This window comes from Paenibacillus amylolyticus (assembly GCF_003719335.1).
Lineage (GTDB): Bacteria > Bacillota > Bacilli > Paenibacillales > Paenibacillaceae > Paenibacillus > Paenibacillus amylolyticus_D.
On the sequence record NZ_RIAS01000010.1, the window covers coordinates 231,189 to 250,059 of the forward strand.

12 protein-coding genes are annotated in these 18,871 nt (G+C 49.4%); 4 read left to right on the forward strand and 8 right to left on the reverse strand.

All coding sequences use genetic code 11. The features are described 5' to 3' along the window. The first annotated feature begins 201 nt into the window (after window positions 1–201). The gene (locus tag EC604_RS18745; protein ID WP_123065598.1) at window positions 202–834 is read left to right on the forward strand and encodes an NAD(P)-dependent oxidoreductase; all 633 of its coding nucleotides are present in this window, start codon (window positions 202–204) and stop codon (window positions 832–834) included. Between the two features lie 193 nt (window positions 835–1,027). Continuing rightward, window positions 1,028–2,773 (forward strand): NAD(P)H-hydrate dehydratase, encoded by a 1,746-nt coding sequence (locus EC604_RS18750; RefSeq protein WP_123065599.1) that lies wholly within the window; start codon window positions 1,028–1,030, stop codon window positions 2,771–2,773. 872 nt (window positions 2,774–3,645) lie between these two features. Here EC604_RS18750 and EC604_RS18755 read toward each other — a convergent pair. The 4 genes from EC604_RS18755 to EC604_RS18770 form a co-directional block, all read right to left on the reverse strand. Continuing rightward, window positions 3,646–5,298: a methyl-accepting chemotaxis protein gene (locus EC604_RS18755; RefSeq protein WP_123065600.1), complete on the reverse strand. Its 1,653-nt coding sequence runs from the start codon at window positions 5,296–5,298 to the stop codon at window positions 3,646–3,648. A gap of 24 nt (window positions 5,299–5,322) precedes the next feature. Further along, window positions 5,323–6,330, reverse strand: coding sequence for a BMP family lipoprotein (locus EC604_RS18760; RefSeq protein ID WP_123065601.1), 1,008 nt, complete (start codon window positions 6,328–6,330; stop codon window positions 5,323–5,325). A gap of 527 nt (window positions 6,331–6,857) precedes the next feature. Then, window positions 6,858–8,468, reverse strand: coding sequence for a gamma-glutamyltransferase family protein (locus tag EC604_RS18765; protein ID WP_123065602.1), 1,611 nt, complete (start codon window positions 8,466–8,468; stop codon window positions 6,858–6,860). 188 nt (window positions 8,469–8,656) lie between these two features. Then, a complete protein-coding gene (locus EC604_RS18770) occupies window positions 8,657–9,556 on the reverse strand; it encodes an SDR family oxidoreductase (RefSeq protein ID WP_123065603.1) in 900 nt (299 codons plus the stop codon). Between the two features lie 160 nt (window positions 9,557–9,716). Between EC604_RS18770 and fosB the strand changes: the two genes are divergently transcribed. Both fosB and EC604_RS18780 read left to right on the forward strand, forming a co-directional pair. Further along, entirely contained in the window at window positions 9,717–10,139 is a 423-nt protein-coding gene (gene fosB / locus EC604_RS18775; protein WP_123065604.1) for a metallothiol transferase FosB, read from the forward strand. A gap of 319 nt (window positions 10,140–10,458) precedes the next feature. Next, the gene (locus tag EC604_RS18780; RefSeq protein ID WP_123065605.1) at window positions 10,459–12,270 is read left to right on the forward strand and encodes a S9 family peptidase; all 1,812 of its coding nucleotides are present in this window, start codon (window positions 10,459–10,461) and stop codon (window positions 12,268–12,270) included. A gap of 239 nt (window positions 12,271–12,509) precedes the next feature. Here EC604_RS18780 and EC604_RS18785 read toward each other — a convergent pair whose 3' ends face one another. The 4 genes from EC604_RS18785 to EC604_RS18800 form a co-directional block, all read right to left on the reverse strand. Beyond that, window positions 12,510–13,544: a phosphotransferase family protein gene (locus tag EC604_RS18785; RefSeq protein ID WP_123065606.1), complete on the reverse strand. Its 1,035-nt coding sequence runs from the start codon at window positions 13,542–13,544 to the stop codon at window positions 12,510–12,512. A 20-nt stretch (window positions 13,545–13,564) separates the two neighbouring features. Beyond that, window positions 13,565–14,938, reverse strand: a complete 1,374-nt coding sequence (locus EC604_RS18790; RefSeq protein ID WP_123065607.1) for an Imm51 family immunity protein — start codon at window positions 14,936–14,938, stop codon at window positions 13,565–13,567. Between the two features lie 237 nt (window positions 14,939–15,175). After that, complete coding sequence (locus EC604_RS18795) at window positions 15,176–16,207, reverse strand: ribonucleotide-diphosphate reductase subunit beta (protein WP_123065608.1); 1,032 nt, start codon at window positions 16,205–16,207, stop codon at window positions 15,176–15,178. Between the two features lie 232 nt (window positions 16,208–16,439). Further along, window positions 16,440–18,773, reverse strand: a complete 2,334-nt coding sequence (locus EC604_RS18800) for a ribonucleoside-diphosphate reductase subunit alpha (protein WP_123065609.1) — start codon at window positions 18,771–18,773, stop codon at window positions 16,440–16,442. Window positions 18,774–18,871: the final 98 nt, after the last annotated feature.

The window sequence follows — 18,871 nt, forward strand, 5'->3', positions numbered from 1 at the left end:
GATGAAGAACTTGATCATGCATGGATGAAATAGGAATGCTCGGCTGAGGCGCGTTGGCAGCGCTAATGAAGATTCGAGTTTACAAGTGGGTTTATCCGGTTTAAGATGGCGTGAGCCGTTTAAGGTATATAACAATAGGATTAAGTATTAAAATAACGGTATGTGAATTAGATGACATCGATAGAAAAGAGGGATTCGGATATGAAAGTAGCGATTTTTGGAGCGACCGGAGCGATTGGCAAGACGATTTTGTGGGAATTGATGGATCGTGGGCATGAAGTGACAGCAGTCGTACGTGATCCGTCCAAGGTGGAGATGGTGCATGAGCGCTTGCGTGTGGAGCAGGGAGATGTGCTTAACCCGGATCAGGTTGCTGATTTTGCAGCGGGACAAGAAGCGGTAGTGAGTGCTTACGGGCCGAAGTTTGGCGAAGAAGAGGAACTGCTGGAAGTAACGCGTTCACTGATTGAGGGCGTGCGCCGCGCAAATGCTGGACGTCTGGTTGTTGTTGGCGGAGCAGGCAGTCTGATGACCGATTCAGGCGAGATGCTGATGAATACCCCCGGATTCCCGGAGGAAATCAAACCTCTTGCGCAGGCTCATGCGGATGCTTATGGACTTTTTGAAGAATCGAATATTCACTGGACGTATATGAGTCCGGCAGCAACGATTACTACTGGGCGCAGAACAGGTCAATTCCGGATTGGCATGAACCGTGTCATTACGGATGATTTGGGCGAAAGCAGCATTTCTGTAGGTGATTTTGCCGCAGCTCTGGTGGATGAACTGGATGATCCGCAGTTTATTCAAGCGAGGTTTACGGTGGGGTACTAACGAATCATACGTTGCGGAAAACTAATGAGACATGAATGGATGGAAAACCCATAAGGCATGCATGATCGGAAAACGAGTGACACACGATTGATGGTGAAGCTAATGGCAATGTAAAACTTATGAGAAGGGGAGAACCATGTTTGTGATGCTGTAAACAGTGCTATTCATTAATGCGACCGGGGAGGGATGAGTGTTGTTTATCGTAACCGCTGATCAGATGCGGGCTGTGGACGAGTATACGATTCAGCAGCTTGGCATTCCTGCGGTCAGTCTGATGGAGAATGCGGGCAGAGCCATCGCCGAGGAAGTCATCAAGCTGTGCCGGGAAGGAATGCTTGATAATGATCTTGGTGGAGGCAATTGCGGAGAAGTCGATAAAGCTCAGCGTGGAAATGGTCAGGTTGAGGGCGGTGATGGGGGTTATGGCTGGCCTAATCGTGGCCAGCAGAAAGAGGCTTGGCGGGCACATACCGGGCCCGGCGATCGTGTCGGTTACTGGGGTGACATCCTCGCCGATCCGGCGCTGGTGATGGCGCATCCCGGTGATCAGCATTGGTACATGCTGATCGGCAAGGGCAACAATGGCGGCGACGGGCTGGTTGCGGCGCGCCATTTGGTTGAAGCGGGGCTGGGCGTGACGTTAGTCTACGCCGATGCCCCCGTTGCACTGCAGGGCGAAGCCGCAGTGCAACGGGATGCCGCTGCGAAGCTCGGCATCCCTGCCGTTGTCCACGGGCGCGAAGCCATGGACTTTAGCCGGTGCACAGGCATCGTCGATGCGTTACTGGGCACCGGCTCGCGGGGGGCGCCGCGCGGAGCATACGCGGCGCTGATTCGCGCGGCGAACGACAGCGGTAAGCCAGTCGTGTCCGCCGATGTGCCAAGCGGGCTGGACGCCGACACCGGTGAGGTGTACGAGCCGTGCATTGAAGCCCGGGTGACGGTATGCCTTGCGCTGCTTAAGCGTGGCTTGGTACAATACCCGGGCGCTTCTGCCGCGGGGCGTATCGTTGTGCGCGCCATCGGCATTCCCGCGCGCCTTGCGCCAGAGCATGGCCCCTCGGTCCGTTTGTTAACGGACGAGGTGCTGCGGGGTGCGCTGCGCGTGGACACAGGCCGTCGCCGGGCACCGGACGGCCATAAAGGCACCTACGGCCATGTATTGCTGGCCGCAGGAAGCATGCCGATGAGCGGCGCTGGCCTGCTCTCGGCCAAAGCCGCGCTGCGCGCTGGTTGCGGGCTCGCCACATGGGCGCTGCCCGCGGCACTGCTGCCGCATGTCATCGGCACCGTGCCCGAGCTGATGCTCGCCGCTGCAGCCGATGGCAACAGCGGCGAATGGAATGCGGCTTCCGCCGCAGCGGTGCTACGCCTTGCGGAGAGCCGCGACGTGCTTGCGACCGGCCCGGGCCTTGGTCGCTTCAAAGGCGACACCGACTGGCTGCGCCGTCTGTGGCAACAGACGGATCGTCCGCTCGTCATCGACGCGGACGCCCTCAACATGCTGGCAGATGCAGGCCCAGATGGGCCACGCACCTGGGGCCAGCGCAGTGCGGCGACCATACTGACGCCGCACCCTGGCGAGATGGGCCGACTGCTGCGCATGTCGACCCCCGAATTGCAGCGTGACCGAATTGGACACGCTGCGCGGTACGCCCGCGAGCAGGGCGTGACCCTTGTGCTCAAAGGAGCACGAACGGTCATCGCAACGCCTTCCGGCGAGGCGTACATCAACACCACCGGCCACGCCGGCATGGCAACGGGCGGCGCAGGAGACGTGTTGACCGGCATCATCGCCGGTCTGCTCGCCCAAGGACTAGGCGCGGAGCAAGCCGCCGCGTTCGGTGTATACCTGCATGGACAGGCCGCCGAACGGGCAGCATTGCATCGCGGCGATCCATCTTCCCTGCTGGCAGGAGATATTATCGATGCACTGTAAAGATATTTTCGAACCAGTGTGCAACATCATACGGAAGCAATAAGGTTTAAGTACAGTACGTATCACATAAAAGTATAAACATATCAAAAGGAGCCCCATCCAGAAATGGCAGGCTCCTTTTGATATGAAGTTAATTTATTATAAATGAAAGAACATCACAATAGCGCTGCTTTTACAAACGTTGCTGCAGTATCAACCTGTCTCATGAATCTACCTATCGCATATTTCGTCAGCTCGACTCATGAACCTAAATATTGCTGTTGCACATACCGTCAATCCAACTCATGAGCCTGCCCGTCGCACACTCTGTCAGCTCAACTCACGAATCTAACTATTGCACACATTCTATCGTCCCAACTCACTAAGATAACCTACTACCTACTCAAGTGTTGACCAGGCAACGTTCCAAAGTGCCAATCCCAATTGTTCAGGGTGAACATTTCTAACGATCATGAGAAACCTTATTTGGCACGAATTCACCCATTTTCTTTTCTAACGATCTCAGGGAAGCTTATTTCAATCATTTATTATGAGAAGAGGATGTTTTCCTCCATTTTGGCCTAAATAAGCTCTCTGGTGATCGTTAGGATATCAAACGACTCAAAATCAAGCAAATAAGCTCATCTGAGATCGTTAGGATAAAACTTTCGCTCATACCTCACTCACATAATCCTCATATTCCACGCTTATATATACTGCAATTTCATCGATTACTTTACTATGCGGTTGAAAGGCTATTTTCTCATCCCCCATATGACCAATGGGTAACTTATGCGGTGACTCCGTGCGGGCGAACGATTAATCACTGGTTTCGACTTCCCCGCTCGTGAAGATGAGCCACTCCTGAAGCAGAATTGGTTTTCGGACTCCTCTTACAGACGGAAACGCTGGAGTTCCTGATGCATCTCGGCACTAATATCACGAAGTGACTTGACCTTGATACTGGCTTCGGAGAAAGAGCGTTGTTGCTCTGCGGTGGAAGCGGTGATTTCTTCACTGCTGGCTGCAGATTGCTCGGTGATCGCGCTGATGTTTTCAATCGCTTGTTGCACCTGTGAACTAAGTTTGCTCGATTGTGTCATGTCCTCAGCAAGCTGCTGAATGCCTTCGCTGATGCGCTCCACACTCTCACGGATCGCCGAGAAGGATTGTTGCGTCTGACCGGTGGCGTGTTCCTGTTCGCCAAAGAGCTGCATGCTTTGCACCACGGAACTTTTTACTTTTTCCATTGAGGCTGTTATCTCGTTTACCGCGGCATAGATATGTTTAACCGATTGAGCAGACTGCTCCGCGAGCTTGTTCACTTCTCCAGCCACAACAGCGAATCCGCGTCCGGCTTCCCCGGCACGTGCAGCTTCAATGGAAGCGTTCAGGGAGAGCATGGTGGTCTGCTTGGCGATCTCGGATACATATCCCGTCATCGTTGTAATGCGAGCCGCGCTCTCTTCCAGCTCCAGCACGGTCTGCTCCACTTCGGACATGGCGTGGCGGTTTACTTCGGCGAGTCGCAGCTGTTCTTCAATCGCCTTATTCCCCTCTTCCACTGTGGTTAGAACATCGCGTCCATCCTTAGCAGATTGGGAGGTAGCCTCCAGATTATAGTTAAAGGTTGATTGCATTTTGTCTACGACCATAACCGTTTCGCTGAGATCTTCCGCAATTTTTTGACTGCCCACGGACAACTCTTCTGTGGTACGTGACACCTGCTGTACGATAGCTTGTACCGTATCATTACCGCGATCAATATCCTGAGCCATCTGATCCACTCGCTGCCCCGCCGTGTCAATGGATTGGATGATTCCGCGAATATTATTCGTCATTTGTCCAAAGGAACGACTCAGATCGTCCAGTTCATCTTTACCCCGAGGTTCCGGCAGCATTTGGGTCAGGTCACCACTGGCAATATGCCCGGCAGCATCCTTAATCAGACGAATACGCTTGGATATCTGACGAGAAGTATACATATTAAACAGCATGACTGCGATGAACAAAAGGGCAGCCCCGCCAAGGGCAATCTGCCATGTCTGCTGGATGTCACTCTCCAGATCGAGCGTATATTGAGTGTAGCGCTCCCGCGTTATCTCATTCAGCGAGTAGATGTCATTTTGTATGCCTCGAACCCGGGCACTGTAACGTTTGGCTTCTGCACTGTCCATGTTGCTCATCGCTTGGGTTGCGCCTTGATCCAGTGCTTGCAGCTTCGTTTGAACCGTTTGGATGAGCTGTAGCTCCTGATCCGTTTCCAGCAATCCACCTTTGAGTTCCTTAATCATGGCTTGGCCTTCTTTTAAAAGAAGCAGTACAGCTTCCTGATTGCCGGCAGTCATCGAGAAGGAGTAGACATCCAGCGCCTGCTGGGTTTGAATCTGATTGGAGTTCAGTTCACTTACCTTGAGCATCGCAGGTACCAGGTTTTGATTTTTTGCATTCATACTGAGCAGTTCCATAATAATATAAGCGACCAGCGCAAGGCATAGAAGCAGTGAGATCAGAGCGTTGACAATAAGTTTTCCCTGTAATTTCATATGCGAACCTCCTCGAATCGTGGGTTATGGATTCACTGTAATTTTGATTTGACCCGAAGAAATTTTGGCTTTCAGATCATCGAAGGTCCGCTGTTGTTCATCACTCAGCGTGATGTTATGCAGCGCGGTTAAGCCTACAGCATCCTCGGCAAGTCCTTCTACAATTTGTCTTTTCGGGAAGGTATGTTTGTTTTCAATAAACGACTTCACGGCATTGTAGATGGAGACATCTACATTTTTCAGCATGGATGTAAGAATTGCTTTTTCCGCCAAAAAGAATTGATCCGTATCTACACCAATGGCGTATTTGCCGAGTGCTTGAATCTCATTCAGTGCGCCGACACCGGTAAGGCCAGCGGCCACATAAATCACGTCAGCACCTTTCTCTTGAATCATTTGCTCTGCAAGCTGCTTGCCCAGATCGGCATTTCCAAAGTCACCAGCGTACACAATATCTACAGCAGCTTCCGGGTCAACGGCGAGCACACCCTGTTTGAAGCCTTGTTCAAAATTTTTGAGCACGGGAATTTCCATTCCACCCAAGAAACCGACATGTTTCTCCTTGGAAGCCATACCTGCGATTACACCTGCCAGATAGCTGCCTTCCTCCGCACGGAATGAAATAGAAGCGATGTTAGGAAGGTCAGACGTACTATCAATCAGAAGGAATTGCTGGTCAGGATATTTGGCAGCGACCTTTTCCATACCTGCTTTAACGGTATCGCTGAGTCCAATAATAAGATCGAATTTGTCTTTGGCAAATTCCTCAAACGAAGCTTCCGCAGTTAACTCCTTGCTTGGTTCACGATAGTCAAAAACAATGCTTTTCTCGTCTCTCGCTTTGACTAGTCCGTTAAAAGCTGCGTCATTAAACGAGCGGTCTCCCAGACCTACCTCTGTAAGAACAATCCCCACTCTAGTCTTTACGTCAGTGGCTGCTGTTTTAGAGCCGGTTGAACAAGCCCCCAATATGATCAGCGTCAGGGCTATAAGCATGGTTAGTCCCATACGGACGTACATATTTGTTTTCATTGAGATGCCCTCATTTCTGTATCTTTTATGTATCGATCTGGAAATATACTGGAAGATGGATGAACCGCAATCATCTATGCAACGAGTTTTTCCCTTTATCTATATCGGTGAAAAAATCCGTTTTTTTATGATCTACAATGAAAATTTACAGAAATCTTAGCCTATTTCATGAATTAAACATAGTTTTTACAAATGTGTTGTTAAATCTGTCTTATATGAACTTATGAGCTGGCATTGAAATGCCGTAAGAAAACAAAAAAAGCAAAGAAGAGCGGGAATCCTACTCTGCTTTGCTTTACACTGCCTTGCTTATCTTTCCATACATCGCATCTGATGATGTCTCTGTTCCGGTTTGCTCAGGCGATTTAATAGCACCTTTAATAGCTTGTTTTCATGCTTTTATACATTTCTTCACTTGCCACTACCTAAGACCCATCCTACAAGACCATTCTATATAACTTGTCTTATATTATCCGCTCATGGGTCACCTTTCGTACATTATTTCACCATCACGTTATGCATTTTTCCTACCATGCCGCAATCGATCCGTCCGTTCGACTTTCCGTTCCTCCGCATAACACACCTGTATCCGGGTTGCGCCAGATGATCTGCCCGCGTCCGAATTGGGACGAATCAAGCTCGGTTTGGATATCATGTCCTTTGCGAGCTAAGGCTTGCGCAATGTGAGGAGGGAAGCCTTGCTCGACCAGTATCGTTTTGTCTTTAGTCCACTGCCAGCGAGGTGAATCGAGTGCGGCTTGCGGATTCAGATGATGATCAATCGTATTCATAATGACCTGTACGTGACCCTGAGGTTGCATAAAACCGCCCATGACCCCGAATGGTCCAACGGCTTCACTGCCTTGTGTAAGGAATCCAGGGATAATGGTATGATAGGTGCGTTTGCCCGGCTCCAGTGCGTTGGTGTGCTGCGGGTCGAGCGAGAAGTTATGTCCGCGGTTCTGAAGTGCGATGCCTGTGCCCGGCACAACCAGACCTGAACCAAAGCCCATATAGTTGCTCTGAATAAAAGAAACCATGTTGCCTTCGCCGTCTGCTGCGGCCAGATACACGGTTCCGCTTCCGCGCGGATCACCTGCCTCGGGTGCACGTGCGGTATCCCCAATCAGCTTGCGCCGCTCTGCGGCGTAGGCTTCGGACAGCAATTCTTCCACGGATACGCCCATTTTTCGTTCTTCCGTAATGTATTTTTCTCCATCGGCAAAAGCCAGCTTCATCGCTTCCAGCTGCCGGTGATAACTCAGAACGGATTCCTTCTCGGCAAAGTCGAATCCCTTCAGTAGATTGAGTGCGGAGAGGGCAATAAGTCCTTGCCCGTTCGGAGGAATCTCCCATACATCATAACCCCGGTAGGAAACGGAGATCGGATCAACCCATTCCGGCTGAAAAGCCTTCAGGTCTTCCCGTGTCAGGTAACCGCCGTGCTCGGCCATAAAAGCATGAATGCGTTCCGCCAGTTCTCCCTCGTAAAAGTCTCGCGCTTCGCTCTCGCCAATCCGGCGCAACGTGGCCGCATGGCCCGGCGAGCGCCACAGTTCCCCCGCCGCGGGTGCACGCCCGCCAGGGGCAAACGTCTCAAACCACGCACGCCCTGCAGCCGCATCCCCCTGGCGTGCATAGACCTCGGCTGCCCGTGCCCAGTGGCGGGCCAGCCCCGGCGCAAGCGGGTAACCTTCTTCCGCATAGCGGATAGCGGGTTCCAGTACTTGCGCCAGCGGGAGCCGTCCAAACCGACGGCTCAGCTCCGCCCAACCCGCCGGTGCGCCAGGCACCGTCACCGGCACAACTCCCAGCTTCGGCATCTCCGAATAGCCTGCCGCTTGAAGCGCCTCAATCGAAATGCTCTGAGGCGCAGGGCCACTGGCATTCAGGCCATGCAGCTTGCCCTCCGTCCAGACGAGGGCAAAGGCATCGCCGCCAATGCCATTGGAGGTCGGCTCCAGCACGGTGAGTGCTGCCGCTGTGGCGATGGCGGCATCAATCGCATTGCCGCCTTGCTTCAACACATCCAGACCAGCCTGCGCAGCAAGTGGCTGCGACGTAGCGACCATGCCTTGCTTAGCGTATACCGGCACACGGTACGAGGAATAAGGTTGGTAGAGGGGATCAAAGTTCATTCGTCAATCAGCTCCTTGTCGCGAGATGTCAGATTCCGTTGTTTAACCGGAGTGTAGCTTCTAACCCTTTTCGGAACCGACAAGCCAATCTCCTGCCACAACATCCAAATCCAACCTGACATTAAGGGGCAGGAACGTAGAAAATAAGCAAAGTCGTTTGAACGTACACATACTCATGCCAGTAGCCCTTACGTTGTCACCATGTCCCCGCCATTGACATGGATGCATTCGCCGGTGACGTAGGAGGAATCACGTGACGCCAGATAGACATAGGCTGCAGCCAGCTCGTAAGGTTGACCTGCTCGCCCCAGAGGCGTATCGGTACCAAATACCTGCACATCTTCAGCCGAGAAGCTGGCAGGAATAAGCGGCGTCCAGATGGGCCCAGGAGCCACGGCGTTTACACGGATGCCTTTGTCAGCCAGCGATTGGGAGAGAACCCGGGTGAGAGAGACGACAGCCCCTTTGGTCGATGAATAATCAATTAGTCGTACATCCCCTTTGTAAGCTGTAATAGAGGCGGTGTTAATAATGGAAGCCCCTTGGCACAGATGGGGAAGGGCAGCCTGGATCAGGAAGAAATACGAGAACACATTCGTTTGAAACGTATGATAGAGCTGTTCCTCGGTGATGTCGACAATGCTTTGCTGTACATACTGTACGGCGTGGTTGTTGACCAGTACATCGATTTTCCCGAACGTTTCCATGGTCTTGTGAATGACCGCTTCGCAGTTTGGTTTTAGTCGCAGATCCGTCTCGATGAGCAGACAGCGCTGCCCCAGCTCCACGATTCGGTCACGTGTCCATTCTGCGTCGTTTCGTTCATATAAATAAGCGATCACAACATCTGCACCTTCTTTGGCAAAAGCAATGGCTGCCGCCCGCCCGATACCACTATCGCCGCCCGTGATGATCGCAACTTTGCCTTGAAGTTTGCAACTGCCAATATAAGCAGGGTCTTCACTTATCGGTTCGGGAACCATCAGCGATTCCAGACCGGGCTGTTGTTCCTGGTGTTGGGGCGGAAAAGCTAATTTTTGTGGTTTGCATACCGTCTTCTCACCGTAAAATGGATAGACAGGGTTCATGGTTTGGATATCCTCCTTGAACGTTCCTTGATAAGCCTACCCTATGCATTCCTCCATAAAAAGATGCAGTCTGGCGGTGCTACAAGCTTGTTTTCTACAGAAAATATATACCATAATAAGAGGGTAACCCTTTAAATTTGGTGGAGGTGTCAGGAGCTCTATGAACATTCAGGGAATTAATCATTTGTGCTTTTCCGTATCGAACCTGGAGCGGTCTATTACGTTCTTTGAGCAGGCTCTCGGTGCCCGAATTCAGGTGAAAGGACGCAAACTGGCCTACTTCGAACTGGCGGGTCTTTGGATTGCTTTGAACCAGGAGGATGTCCTTCGGAATTATACGGAACGAACCTATACCCATATTGCGTTTACGGTAAAAGAAGAAGAGTTTGACGTATCAGTGGAGCAGCTGCGAGCTGCAGGAGCCGATATTATTCCCGGAAGAGCAAGAGATGAGCGGGATGGGAGATCGGTTTATTTTACAGACCCGGACGGACATTTATTTGAACTGCACACAGGCAGCTTGAAGCAACGGTTGGACTATTATCGTGAGGATAAACCGCATATGACCTTTTATTCGGAATAACGTATACATCAGCACTATGATCAGGCGGTTATCTATTAGATAACCGTTTGTGTGGTACAGATGGAGGTAGAACAAGAAGATTAGATAAATCTTCAGATGTTCAGGTTTTTAATAGAATAGCAAAAATGAAAGTAGTAAGGGCGGCATCGACCAAGATGCCGCCTTTTCATTATTTACCGTTCGTTCGCTTTTATAAAAGAAAATGGAATTAAAGCTCACATATCTATTGTGAATATGATGGAAGAAACGATAAACTGGACAAATAGCACCTTAATTTACCAATGTTAAATTCATGGGTTTCATCTTAAGGAGGTTTATCATGATTCAGTTTCCGAAACCGGATGTGGAGCAGTATTTCCAGACGTATCGTATTTCGCATTTTGCCGTATCAGCAGATGAGAAGAAGTTGTATATGGATAGCAACCTGAATGGTCAACCGAATATTTGGGCGATGGACTTGCCTGGGGGATATCCTTATCCTTTGACGTATTTGAACCAAAGCAGTCAATTTATTAAGGCTGATCCGCAGGGGCGTCATCTGCTCACCGCTTTTGATCGAGATGGGAACGAAAACTATCACCTCTATGCGTTGCCACCGGAGGGGGGAGTTCCGCTTCCGATTGTTCCAGCTGATCCGAGTGACCGCTGTTATTATGCTCATTTATCTGAGGACGGAAAACGGTTGTATTATAACACCAGTTCGGGTAATCCGAATTATATGAATGCACGCCTTCATGACCTGGAGACTGGAGAAGACGAGCTCTTGTATCAGGGAGAAGAGGTAACCAGCAGCCTTATTGCAGTAAGTCCAAATGAAGAAGCCTATGTTATCATCAAAATGTATTCCAACACGTATCAGACTGCCCATCTGCACCGGAACGGGGAATCTCATTCCATAGTACCGGTTACGGAGCGGCAGAGTCAGGTTCCCTATGTTTTGTTTGCGGGGAATGATCGTTTGTTGCTGATTACGAATGACAATTCGGCATATGCCTATGTAGCTGAGTATGTCATCGATACAGGAGAGTTCCGTGCGTTGTGTCATATTGAGGGTGAAGATGTAGATGAAATCCGCTGGCATGAGGCATCTGAAACGTTATATATTTGGACACTGACCGGGCCGGAGTATCACATGTATGTGTTGGAAAAAGATGCTGAAAAACCTCGCCGCATGGACATGCCGCTCGATACCATTGAACAGGTAAACGTGACCAAATCCGGTAACGTGTACATTCTTGGACGCGGCGCTGTGCAGCCCCACAACATTTATCGCCTCATCGTAGGCTCTGAGTCCTGGGAACCGTTAACAGCCAATCGAGTAACCGGTCTGAACCCGGATGACCTCGTATATCCAGATGTGGTGCGATACAATTCCTATGACGGGCTGGAGATTGAAGCGCTGCTCTTCCAAGCGAAGCCAGAACAGGCGAACGGATACAGTGTATTCTGGCCGCATGGCGGGCCACAGGCATCGGAAGCCAAGTTTTTGCGTCCTATGTTTCAATTGTTGCTCGCACAAGGGTACAATATCTTTGCTCCGAACTTCCGGGGCAGTACGGGATATGGTGCTGAATTCGTGAAGATGGTTGAGCGGGATTGGGGAGAAGGGCCGAGACTGGACTGTGTTGCAGGCATTGGGTGGATGTTTGATCAGGGGATTAGCTCGCCAGAGCGTTTATTTGTGGTAGGCGGCAGTTATGGGGGTTATATGACCCTGCTGCTTGCAGGTCGTCATCCAGAGCTGTTCCGTGCAGCTATCGATATTTTTGGCCCAAGCAATCTGTTTACTTTCCTGGAATCTGTACCGGAGGACTGGAAGCCAATGATGGATAAATGGCTGGGGGATCCGGTGCGCGACCGTGAACGCTTGACCAAGGACTCACCAATTACGTATCTGGATCAGATGGTGAACCCGATGCTGGTCATTCAAGGAGCCAATGATCCAAGGGTGGTTAAGGCTGAATCTGACCAGATTGTAGCCGCACTACAGGAGAAAGGTGTAGACGTCGAGTACATCGTATTGGATGATGAGGGCCATGGTTTCTCCAGAAGAACAAATGAAATTTTGGTTTACCGCAAAATGGTAGAGTTTTTGCAAAAACATCAAGAGACTCCTGTTACACAGGTTTGATTCGAATGGTTCGATCACGATATAACTCAGCGGATCATTCATATGTTGACTAGAGGCAGCTCATGCAGACATGGAGACATCGACTCTACTATAGAGCAACAAAAGATAGCCAGTGATCACTAGGATCACTGGCTATCTTCGTTTTAGGACGTCAGGTACCCTTTATTTTACCATAGTTACTTGGAGTGATAGAGTCCTTTAGCATTTGCAAGTCGCAAGCGGGTTTTACTTTCTGGACGTTAGTCCAGCAAAGTAAGTACCTTCTCGATATACTGCTTAGCCCACGGAGCAAAAGACAGATCCGCTTCCCAAGTTACCTGTCCCGTCGCCTTCGCTTCACTCCACCACAGAATACGTTGATATAATAAATGAATAAGAAGGCGCGAACGAAAATGAATACATTTTTCCACATCGTCTGCACAGACCTTTTCCCGGTAATGATGAAGAAATCTCGCAGCCAGATCAGGCCGATCTTCCCGGAGGTATCTTGCGGTTATTTTAGTCAGATCGGCTGTGCCATCACCGAAATAAGCCGTCGTCAAATCAAATAATCCACTGATTTTCCACGGGGACGCAGGCGGGTCTGCTTTTTGCACAAGAAAATTCTCAACTTTGAAATCTCCCATGACAAACTCATGAACCGACGAGACTAAAAATGCAGCTTCGGACTGCTTCAATTGCTCATCCACCCAGCGTACATCATCGTCAGTAATCACGGAATACTTCTCCGCATCGTGTAACCAGTGGCGGATGCTTCCGTATAGCCAGTCTAGATACGAGCCGGCAAAAGGCATGATTTTGTCTGCCACTGGATCGTATTCTCCGGCATCTGGAACTTTCCAGTGATGTAGTTCGGCTAACGTTTCAGCCAATACATCTGCAATTTCTTCATGATCTTGTGAAGTTAGAGTCGTTTGAAAAACAGGATCATATAAATGGCTTCCAGGCAGCTTCGGCATCATTACGTAACTCCAACCGAGTAGCTCTGTGTCTTCCTGAATCTGATAGGGAACAGGCACAGGGATGGTTGTGCGCGCCGCTAATTGCTCCACGAAAAATTGCTCTTCCTGAAACTGTCCATTGTATAATGGATTGCCTTTCAGAATAAACTCACCTTCCGTGGTTTGAACGAGCAAGGTTTGCCCCATCACCCCTTCAGCTGTCCGGTGGAATTGGACTAGTGCCCCGAGATTGAAACAATCAAGTGCCTGTTGCAGATCTTGTTCCGAGATTTGACCGAGGCCTTTGGTGGCAAAGTAAATACGAGTCGTCATAGATGGCTCCTTGTCTCTTCTTAGTCCAGCTCAGCTCGGGAAAATAAATCAAGAATAAGGTCGTACTGCTCACAGGCTTGCTTAAAGCCAAGAATAAAGGATATGAGAGCGTCCTTGTCATTCGTATATGCACAGAACATATCGGCTTCCGGATCAAAACGAATAACCGAAGTCAGATGCGGCATCTTTTCTTCAAGAAACACAGATGCGAGGGAGGCCCAATCGTAACCGCCACCTTCGAAACCTTCATCTGCACGTGAGTCAAATACGTCTTGAAGATATGTACCCGCATTCAGAATCACGGAATAGGAATTGGTTCCTGCATCAATGAACCTAAAAGGGGCAATGGCTTCTTTAGAGAATGTTGTCACGCTTTGGTTCTCTGTGAATACAGCAGTAACTGCTTGTTCTTCATCAAGAGGGTCAAAGTCATTCTCGTCAAGCAAATCAAAGTTTTCTTCGTCCAGTAAACCCCGAATGAAAACCTCGAAGTTCGGCGCCAGATACGTGATTTCATAATCGCTCTCCTGATCCACATGAACGACACAAGGTTCGCCTTCTGGCCCGCAGAAGCGATAGTCGAGCATAACGACGTCATGACCAGCGGAAGGGCAATCGCAGATGACAACGCCGAGGTCAGGATACCCCCAATCTTCAATCATAAAGCGACTGCCGAACTCCCCGCCAAGGGAATACATCTTATCCCGTCCAATACCCAAGATGCTTGAAATGGCGATATGATCCTCTGCCCAACTTGTACCTTCTTGGGTCGGAAACGTTGTGCGCGCAGGAAAACCGCCATTTTGCGTTTTCATTAGTTGAATATAGGAAGCTGGCAGTTTGTAGCCGAGTTCCTGTTCAATGGATTGAATTAATTCCTCGTCAAAAGGAGCAGACACATGGTTATCTTGCGCATAATCGCTATACCGCCAGAACGTTGCAGGATCGTATGTGCCTGAAGCAACCTCAAGCTGGTTTAGTGTTCCGCTTTGCTCCCACTCTGCCTGCTCCGTCTCCCAGCGAATGCGATCCCGATCCATTTTAGCTGCTTTGGGGCGAATCCAGTCCAGATATTCCAGGGTAGACTCATCATCGGGCTCAAGTCGATTCGCTTCTTCAAAAGCTGCCTGTGCCAGCTTGTATTCAGCGACGTAACAGTAGGCATAACCTAACCGGAAGTGCCATAACGGGTCTAGTTGGCCTTGTTCCTTAACGCCTTGTAATAGTTTAATGGCTGTGCGATACTCTTCCAAATTGTTATATGCTCTTGCAAGCTGTCCGATCGTTTCGGCATCCTGCTCGGATTCGGGTAATGCCTCAAGACGTTTAACGATGAGAGCATAATCTTCCTGCGCATGCCAAGTGTTGATCTGTTCCAGTAACTCTCTATCCATGATGAGACCTCTTTTCATAGTAAAAGAATAGGAAACTCTTCCAACTATTTTACAAGGTTTAGAGACAAAAAAACACTCCTTTCAGCTGGCAGCTTTGAAGCTTTTCCAGCAGAAGGGAGTGGTTGGTTTTAGGTGGTTCATTTACATAAGCAGAGCATTCAAGAAGCAGGTATCCTGCATATACATAGAAAGTAGCTTCCGGATAAGCATGGGCTCTATATCGAGATTGTAATGTTCTTACAGATCGTCAAATCCGTTATCGTCGCCGACTTTACCGTAGTTACGGGATTTGGCTTCGAAGAAGTCCGTTTTCGTTGCATTCAGCGCTTCGTCGGAGAATGGTTTGATCCAAGGCATACAGTTCACGTCAACGCCTTCATATGCCTTTTCCATACCCATCAGACGCAAGCGTTTGTTCGCTGTGTATTTAATGTAGTCTTCCAGCTCGTTCAGGTCGATGCCGCGAACGTTGCTAAGTGTATAATGTGCCCAGTTCGTTTCCAGCTCAACGGCGCGGTCAATCGTTTTGTACACGTAGTCCATGTTTTCAGGTGTGTTCAGTTCAGGGAAGTCCACAAGCAGCTGTTTGAACACTTCCGCGAAGAAGTAGCAGTGCTGGTTTTCGTCCCGCTGGATGTACGAGATCATCTGGCTGGTTGCCATCATTTTCTGGTCACGAGCCAGGTTATAGAAAAACGCAAATGTACTGTAGAAGAAAATACCTTCTAGAATCAGGTCAGCAACCATCGCTTGGAAGAACGTCTGTGGAGACGGATTGTCCCGGAAGTTTTGATAGATATCGGCGATGAAACGGTTGCGATCGAGCAAGACTGGATCATGCTTCCAATACTCGAAAATCTCTTTCTGCTCCTGATCGGATACGATCGAAGACAGCACGTAGGAGTAAGATTGGTTATGCACGACTTCCTGTTGTCCAATAATGGCAGAGATTGCTTCAAGGGAAGAGTCTGTAAAGTAACGTTTCACGTCGCCAACAAACATCGTTTGCATAGAATCCAGTACAGCCAGCAGGGAGATATTGATTTTGAACGTACGTTTTTCTTCTTCGTCCAGTTGGGCAAACTGGGAAGCATCTTTGGACATAGGGATTTCATCCGCAATCCAGTGGTTGAGTAGCAATACTTTGTACAATTTGTACATATGAGGCATACGAATGTCGTTCCAGTTCAGGATACCCGAGCATTCACCTTCAATAATACGGGTCGACTGGTTAGGCGCTTCGGTATTGAAAATTTTCTGTACTTGCATAGTCCGTTCACTCCTTGAATGAATTTACACTATAAAAAGACGATGACAGAACAAGCGTGTATCTGTCTTGGCATATAGTTAACATCTTGCGATGCTATGGTCAGGTTTTGGGCAAAAAAGAACCAGGGCAACGCTATTTTGCATTCAAAACAGGATGCCCCGGTGGTCATCTTAGTCAGCGTGGCAGGATGGGGGACCCATGTCTATCACGATGTTACAATGCTTATGCGGATCAGCTTGCGCAGGAATCACATTCCTCAATCGTTAATGCACGGCTTCGAACATAATAGGTCGATTTCATGCCGGCTCTCCAAGCGTGAAGATGCAATTCCAGGAATTCAGTCGCCTTGATATCCGGACGAACATACAGGTTGAAGCTTTGACCCTGGTCAACGTGACGCTGACGAGCTGCCGCCATATTGATGGATGCATGTTGGTCTACCATAAATGCCGTTTTGTAGTACCAGATCGTTTTTTCGGATAGATCCGGTGCCGGGTTGGCAATTTTGTATGTTGTTTTCTCTTCATAGGACAACAGCTCATACAGTGGATCGATACTTGCTGTTGAACCGGCGATGATGGAGGTGGAACCGTTTGGTGCGATAGCAAACATCCATGCGTTGCGTACACCGTTTTGTTTCACTTGTGCTTGCAGTTCTTTCCATTGATCTGTAGTTACAAATTCGCCTACGCGCTCACCCGTCGTGTACTCACGTTGGTCGAAGTAATGGCCGCTTTCCCAATCGGAGCCTTTGAACTTCGGATAATGTCCTTTTTCTTTGGACAGTTCCATGCTGGCTTGAACGAGCAGGTAATTAATTTTTTCATACAGATTATCGTTATATGTGACAGCTTCCTCGGACTCCCAACGAATGCCTTCGAGTGCAAGCAGGTGATGCAGTCCGAATGTTCCCAGACCGACAGCGCGATACTGACTGTTCGTGTACTGAGCTTGAAGCACCTCAATGTTGTTGATATCGATCACGTTGTCCAGCATGCGAACCTGAATCGGAATCAAGCGCTCCAGTACATTATGAGGTACTGCACGAGCCAAGTGGATTGAGTTCAGGTTGCAGACCACGAAGTCACCAGGTACTTTGGAGATCACGATGCGTGTCTGACCATCTTTAGTCACCAGTTCTTCTTTTTCCACCACGGTAGCGGATTGGTTCTGCATAATTTCAGTACACAGGTTGGACGAGTATACCATGCCATGTGCCCGGTTCGGATTCGCACGGTTTACAGTGTCACGGTAGAACATGTACGGCGTACCTGTTTCAAGCTGCGATTTCATCACACGTTTCATGATGTCGATCGCTTGTACCGTAATACGGGACAACAGCGGATGATTCACGGCTTCTTCATACTTCTCGCGGAATGTACCTTGACCCTGAGTTTCATCGTAGAAGTCTTCCAGACCCAGTGCGCGGCCGTTCTCATCTTTCCAGCCCATCACTTTTTTGGTCTCGTGCGGGCAGAACAGGCTCCATTCACCACGACTTTCGACACGCTCCATGAAGAGGTCAGGCAGGCAGATACCGTGGAAAACGTCATGCGCACGCATCCGCTCGTCACCATTGTTCAGCTTGAGATCAAGGAAAGCCAGAATATCTTTATGGAAAACGTCCAGGTAAACCGCGATTGCTCCTTTACGTGTTCCGAGCTGGTCTACGCTAACTGCTGTATTGTTCAACTGGCGAATCCAAGGGATAACGCCTGAGCTTGTATTTTTGTGGCCACGGATGTCTGAACCACGCGCTCTGACTTTACCGAGGTATACGCCGATGCCGCCGCCCATTTTGCTCAAACGGGCTACGTCTGTATTGGAATCAAAGATCCCTTCGAGTGAGTCATCTACCGTATCAATGAAACAGCTGGAGAGTTGTCCGGCTACCTTTTTACCTGCATTGGACATTGTCGGTGTAGCTGCCGTCATATACATGTTGCTCATTGCCCAGTAGGCTTCTTTCACCAGATCCATACGCTTCTCGGCAGGCTCTTGGTGCATCAGGTACATGGCGATAACCATGTAACGCTCCTGCGGCAATTCCATGACTTTTCCATCAAAATCGTTGGCGAGGTAACGCTCAGCCAGTGTGAGCAAACCGATGTAATCGAAGAGCAGATCGTTGCGGTAGTCAATGCACTCCGCAAGTTCGTCGATCTGTTCCTTGGTGTAACATTCCAGCAACTCTTCGCGATAGATGCCTTTTTTGACAAGGTCAACGATCAGTGGATGGAATGCACCATAAGGTTCGTCCGGGTAGGATTTGTATCTGCGGTTGGTCGCCGCTTTTTTGTAAAGGGAAGTAAGCAGGGATCTCGCTGCTGCAAATTTCCAGTTCGGCTCTTCTTTCGTTACCAGTTCCAGAGCGCTCATCATAAAAGCGTTGCTGATCTCATCTCCGGTAACTTCGTCACGACGAAGTTTGCTCGTTACTCCGCGAACCAGACGTTCCTTGTCGAGCATGTCCAGTCCTTCCAGGATACGGTCGGCATATACCGAGATGCGCATCTCGTCAAAGGCAAGCTGGCGATTGTTCGGCTTGGTCACAACTTGTGGCATGAATATTCCTCGCTTTCACATGATAAAAAAATAATGATAAAAAAATAAATTAAACAATTCTTTGAAAATAAGAATTGGAGGTCTACAACGGTGAGTAG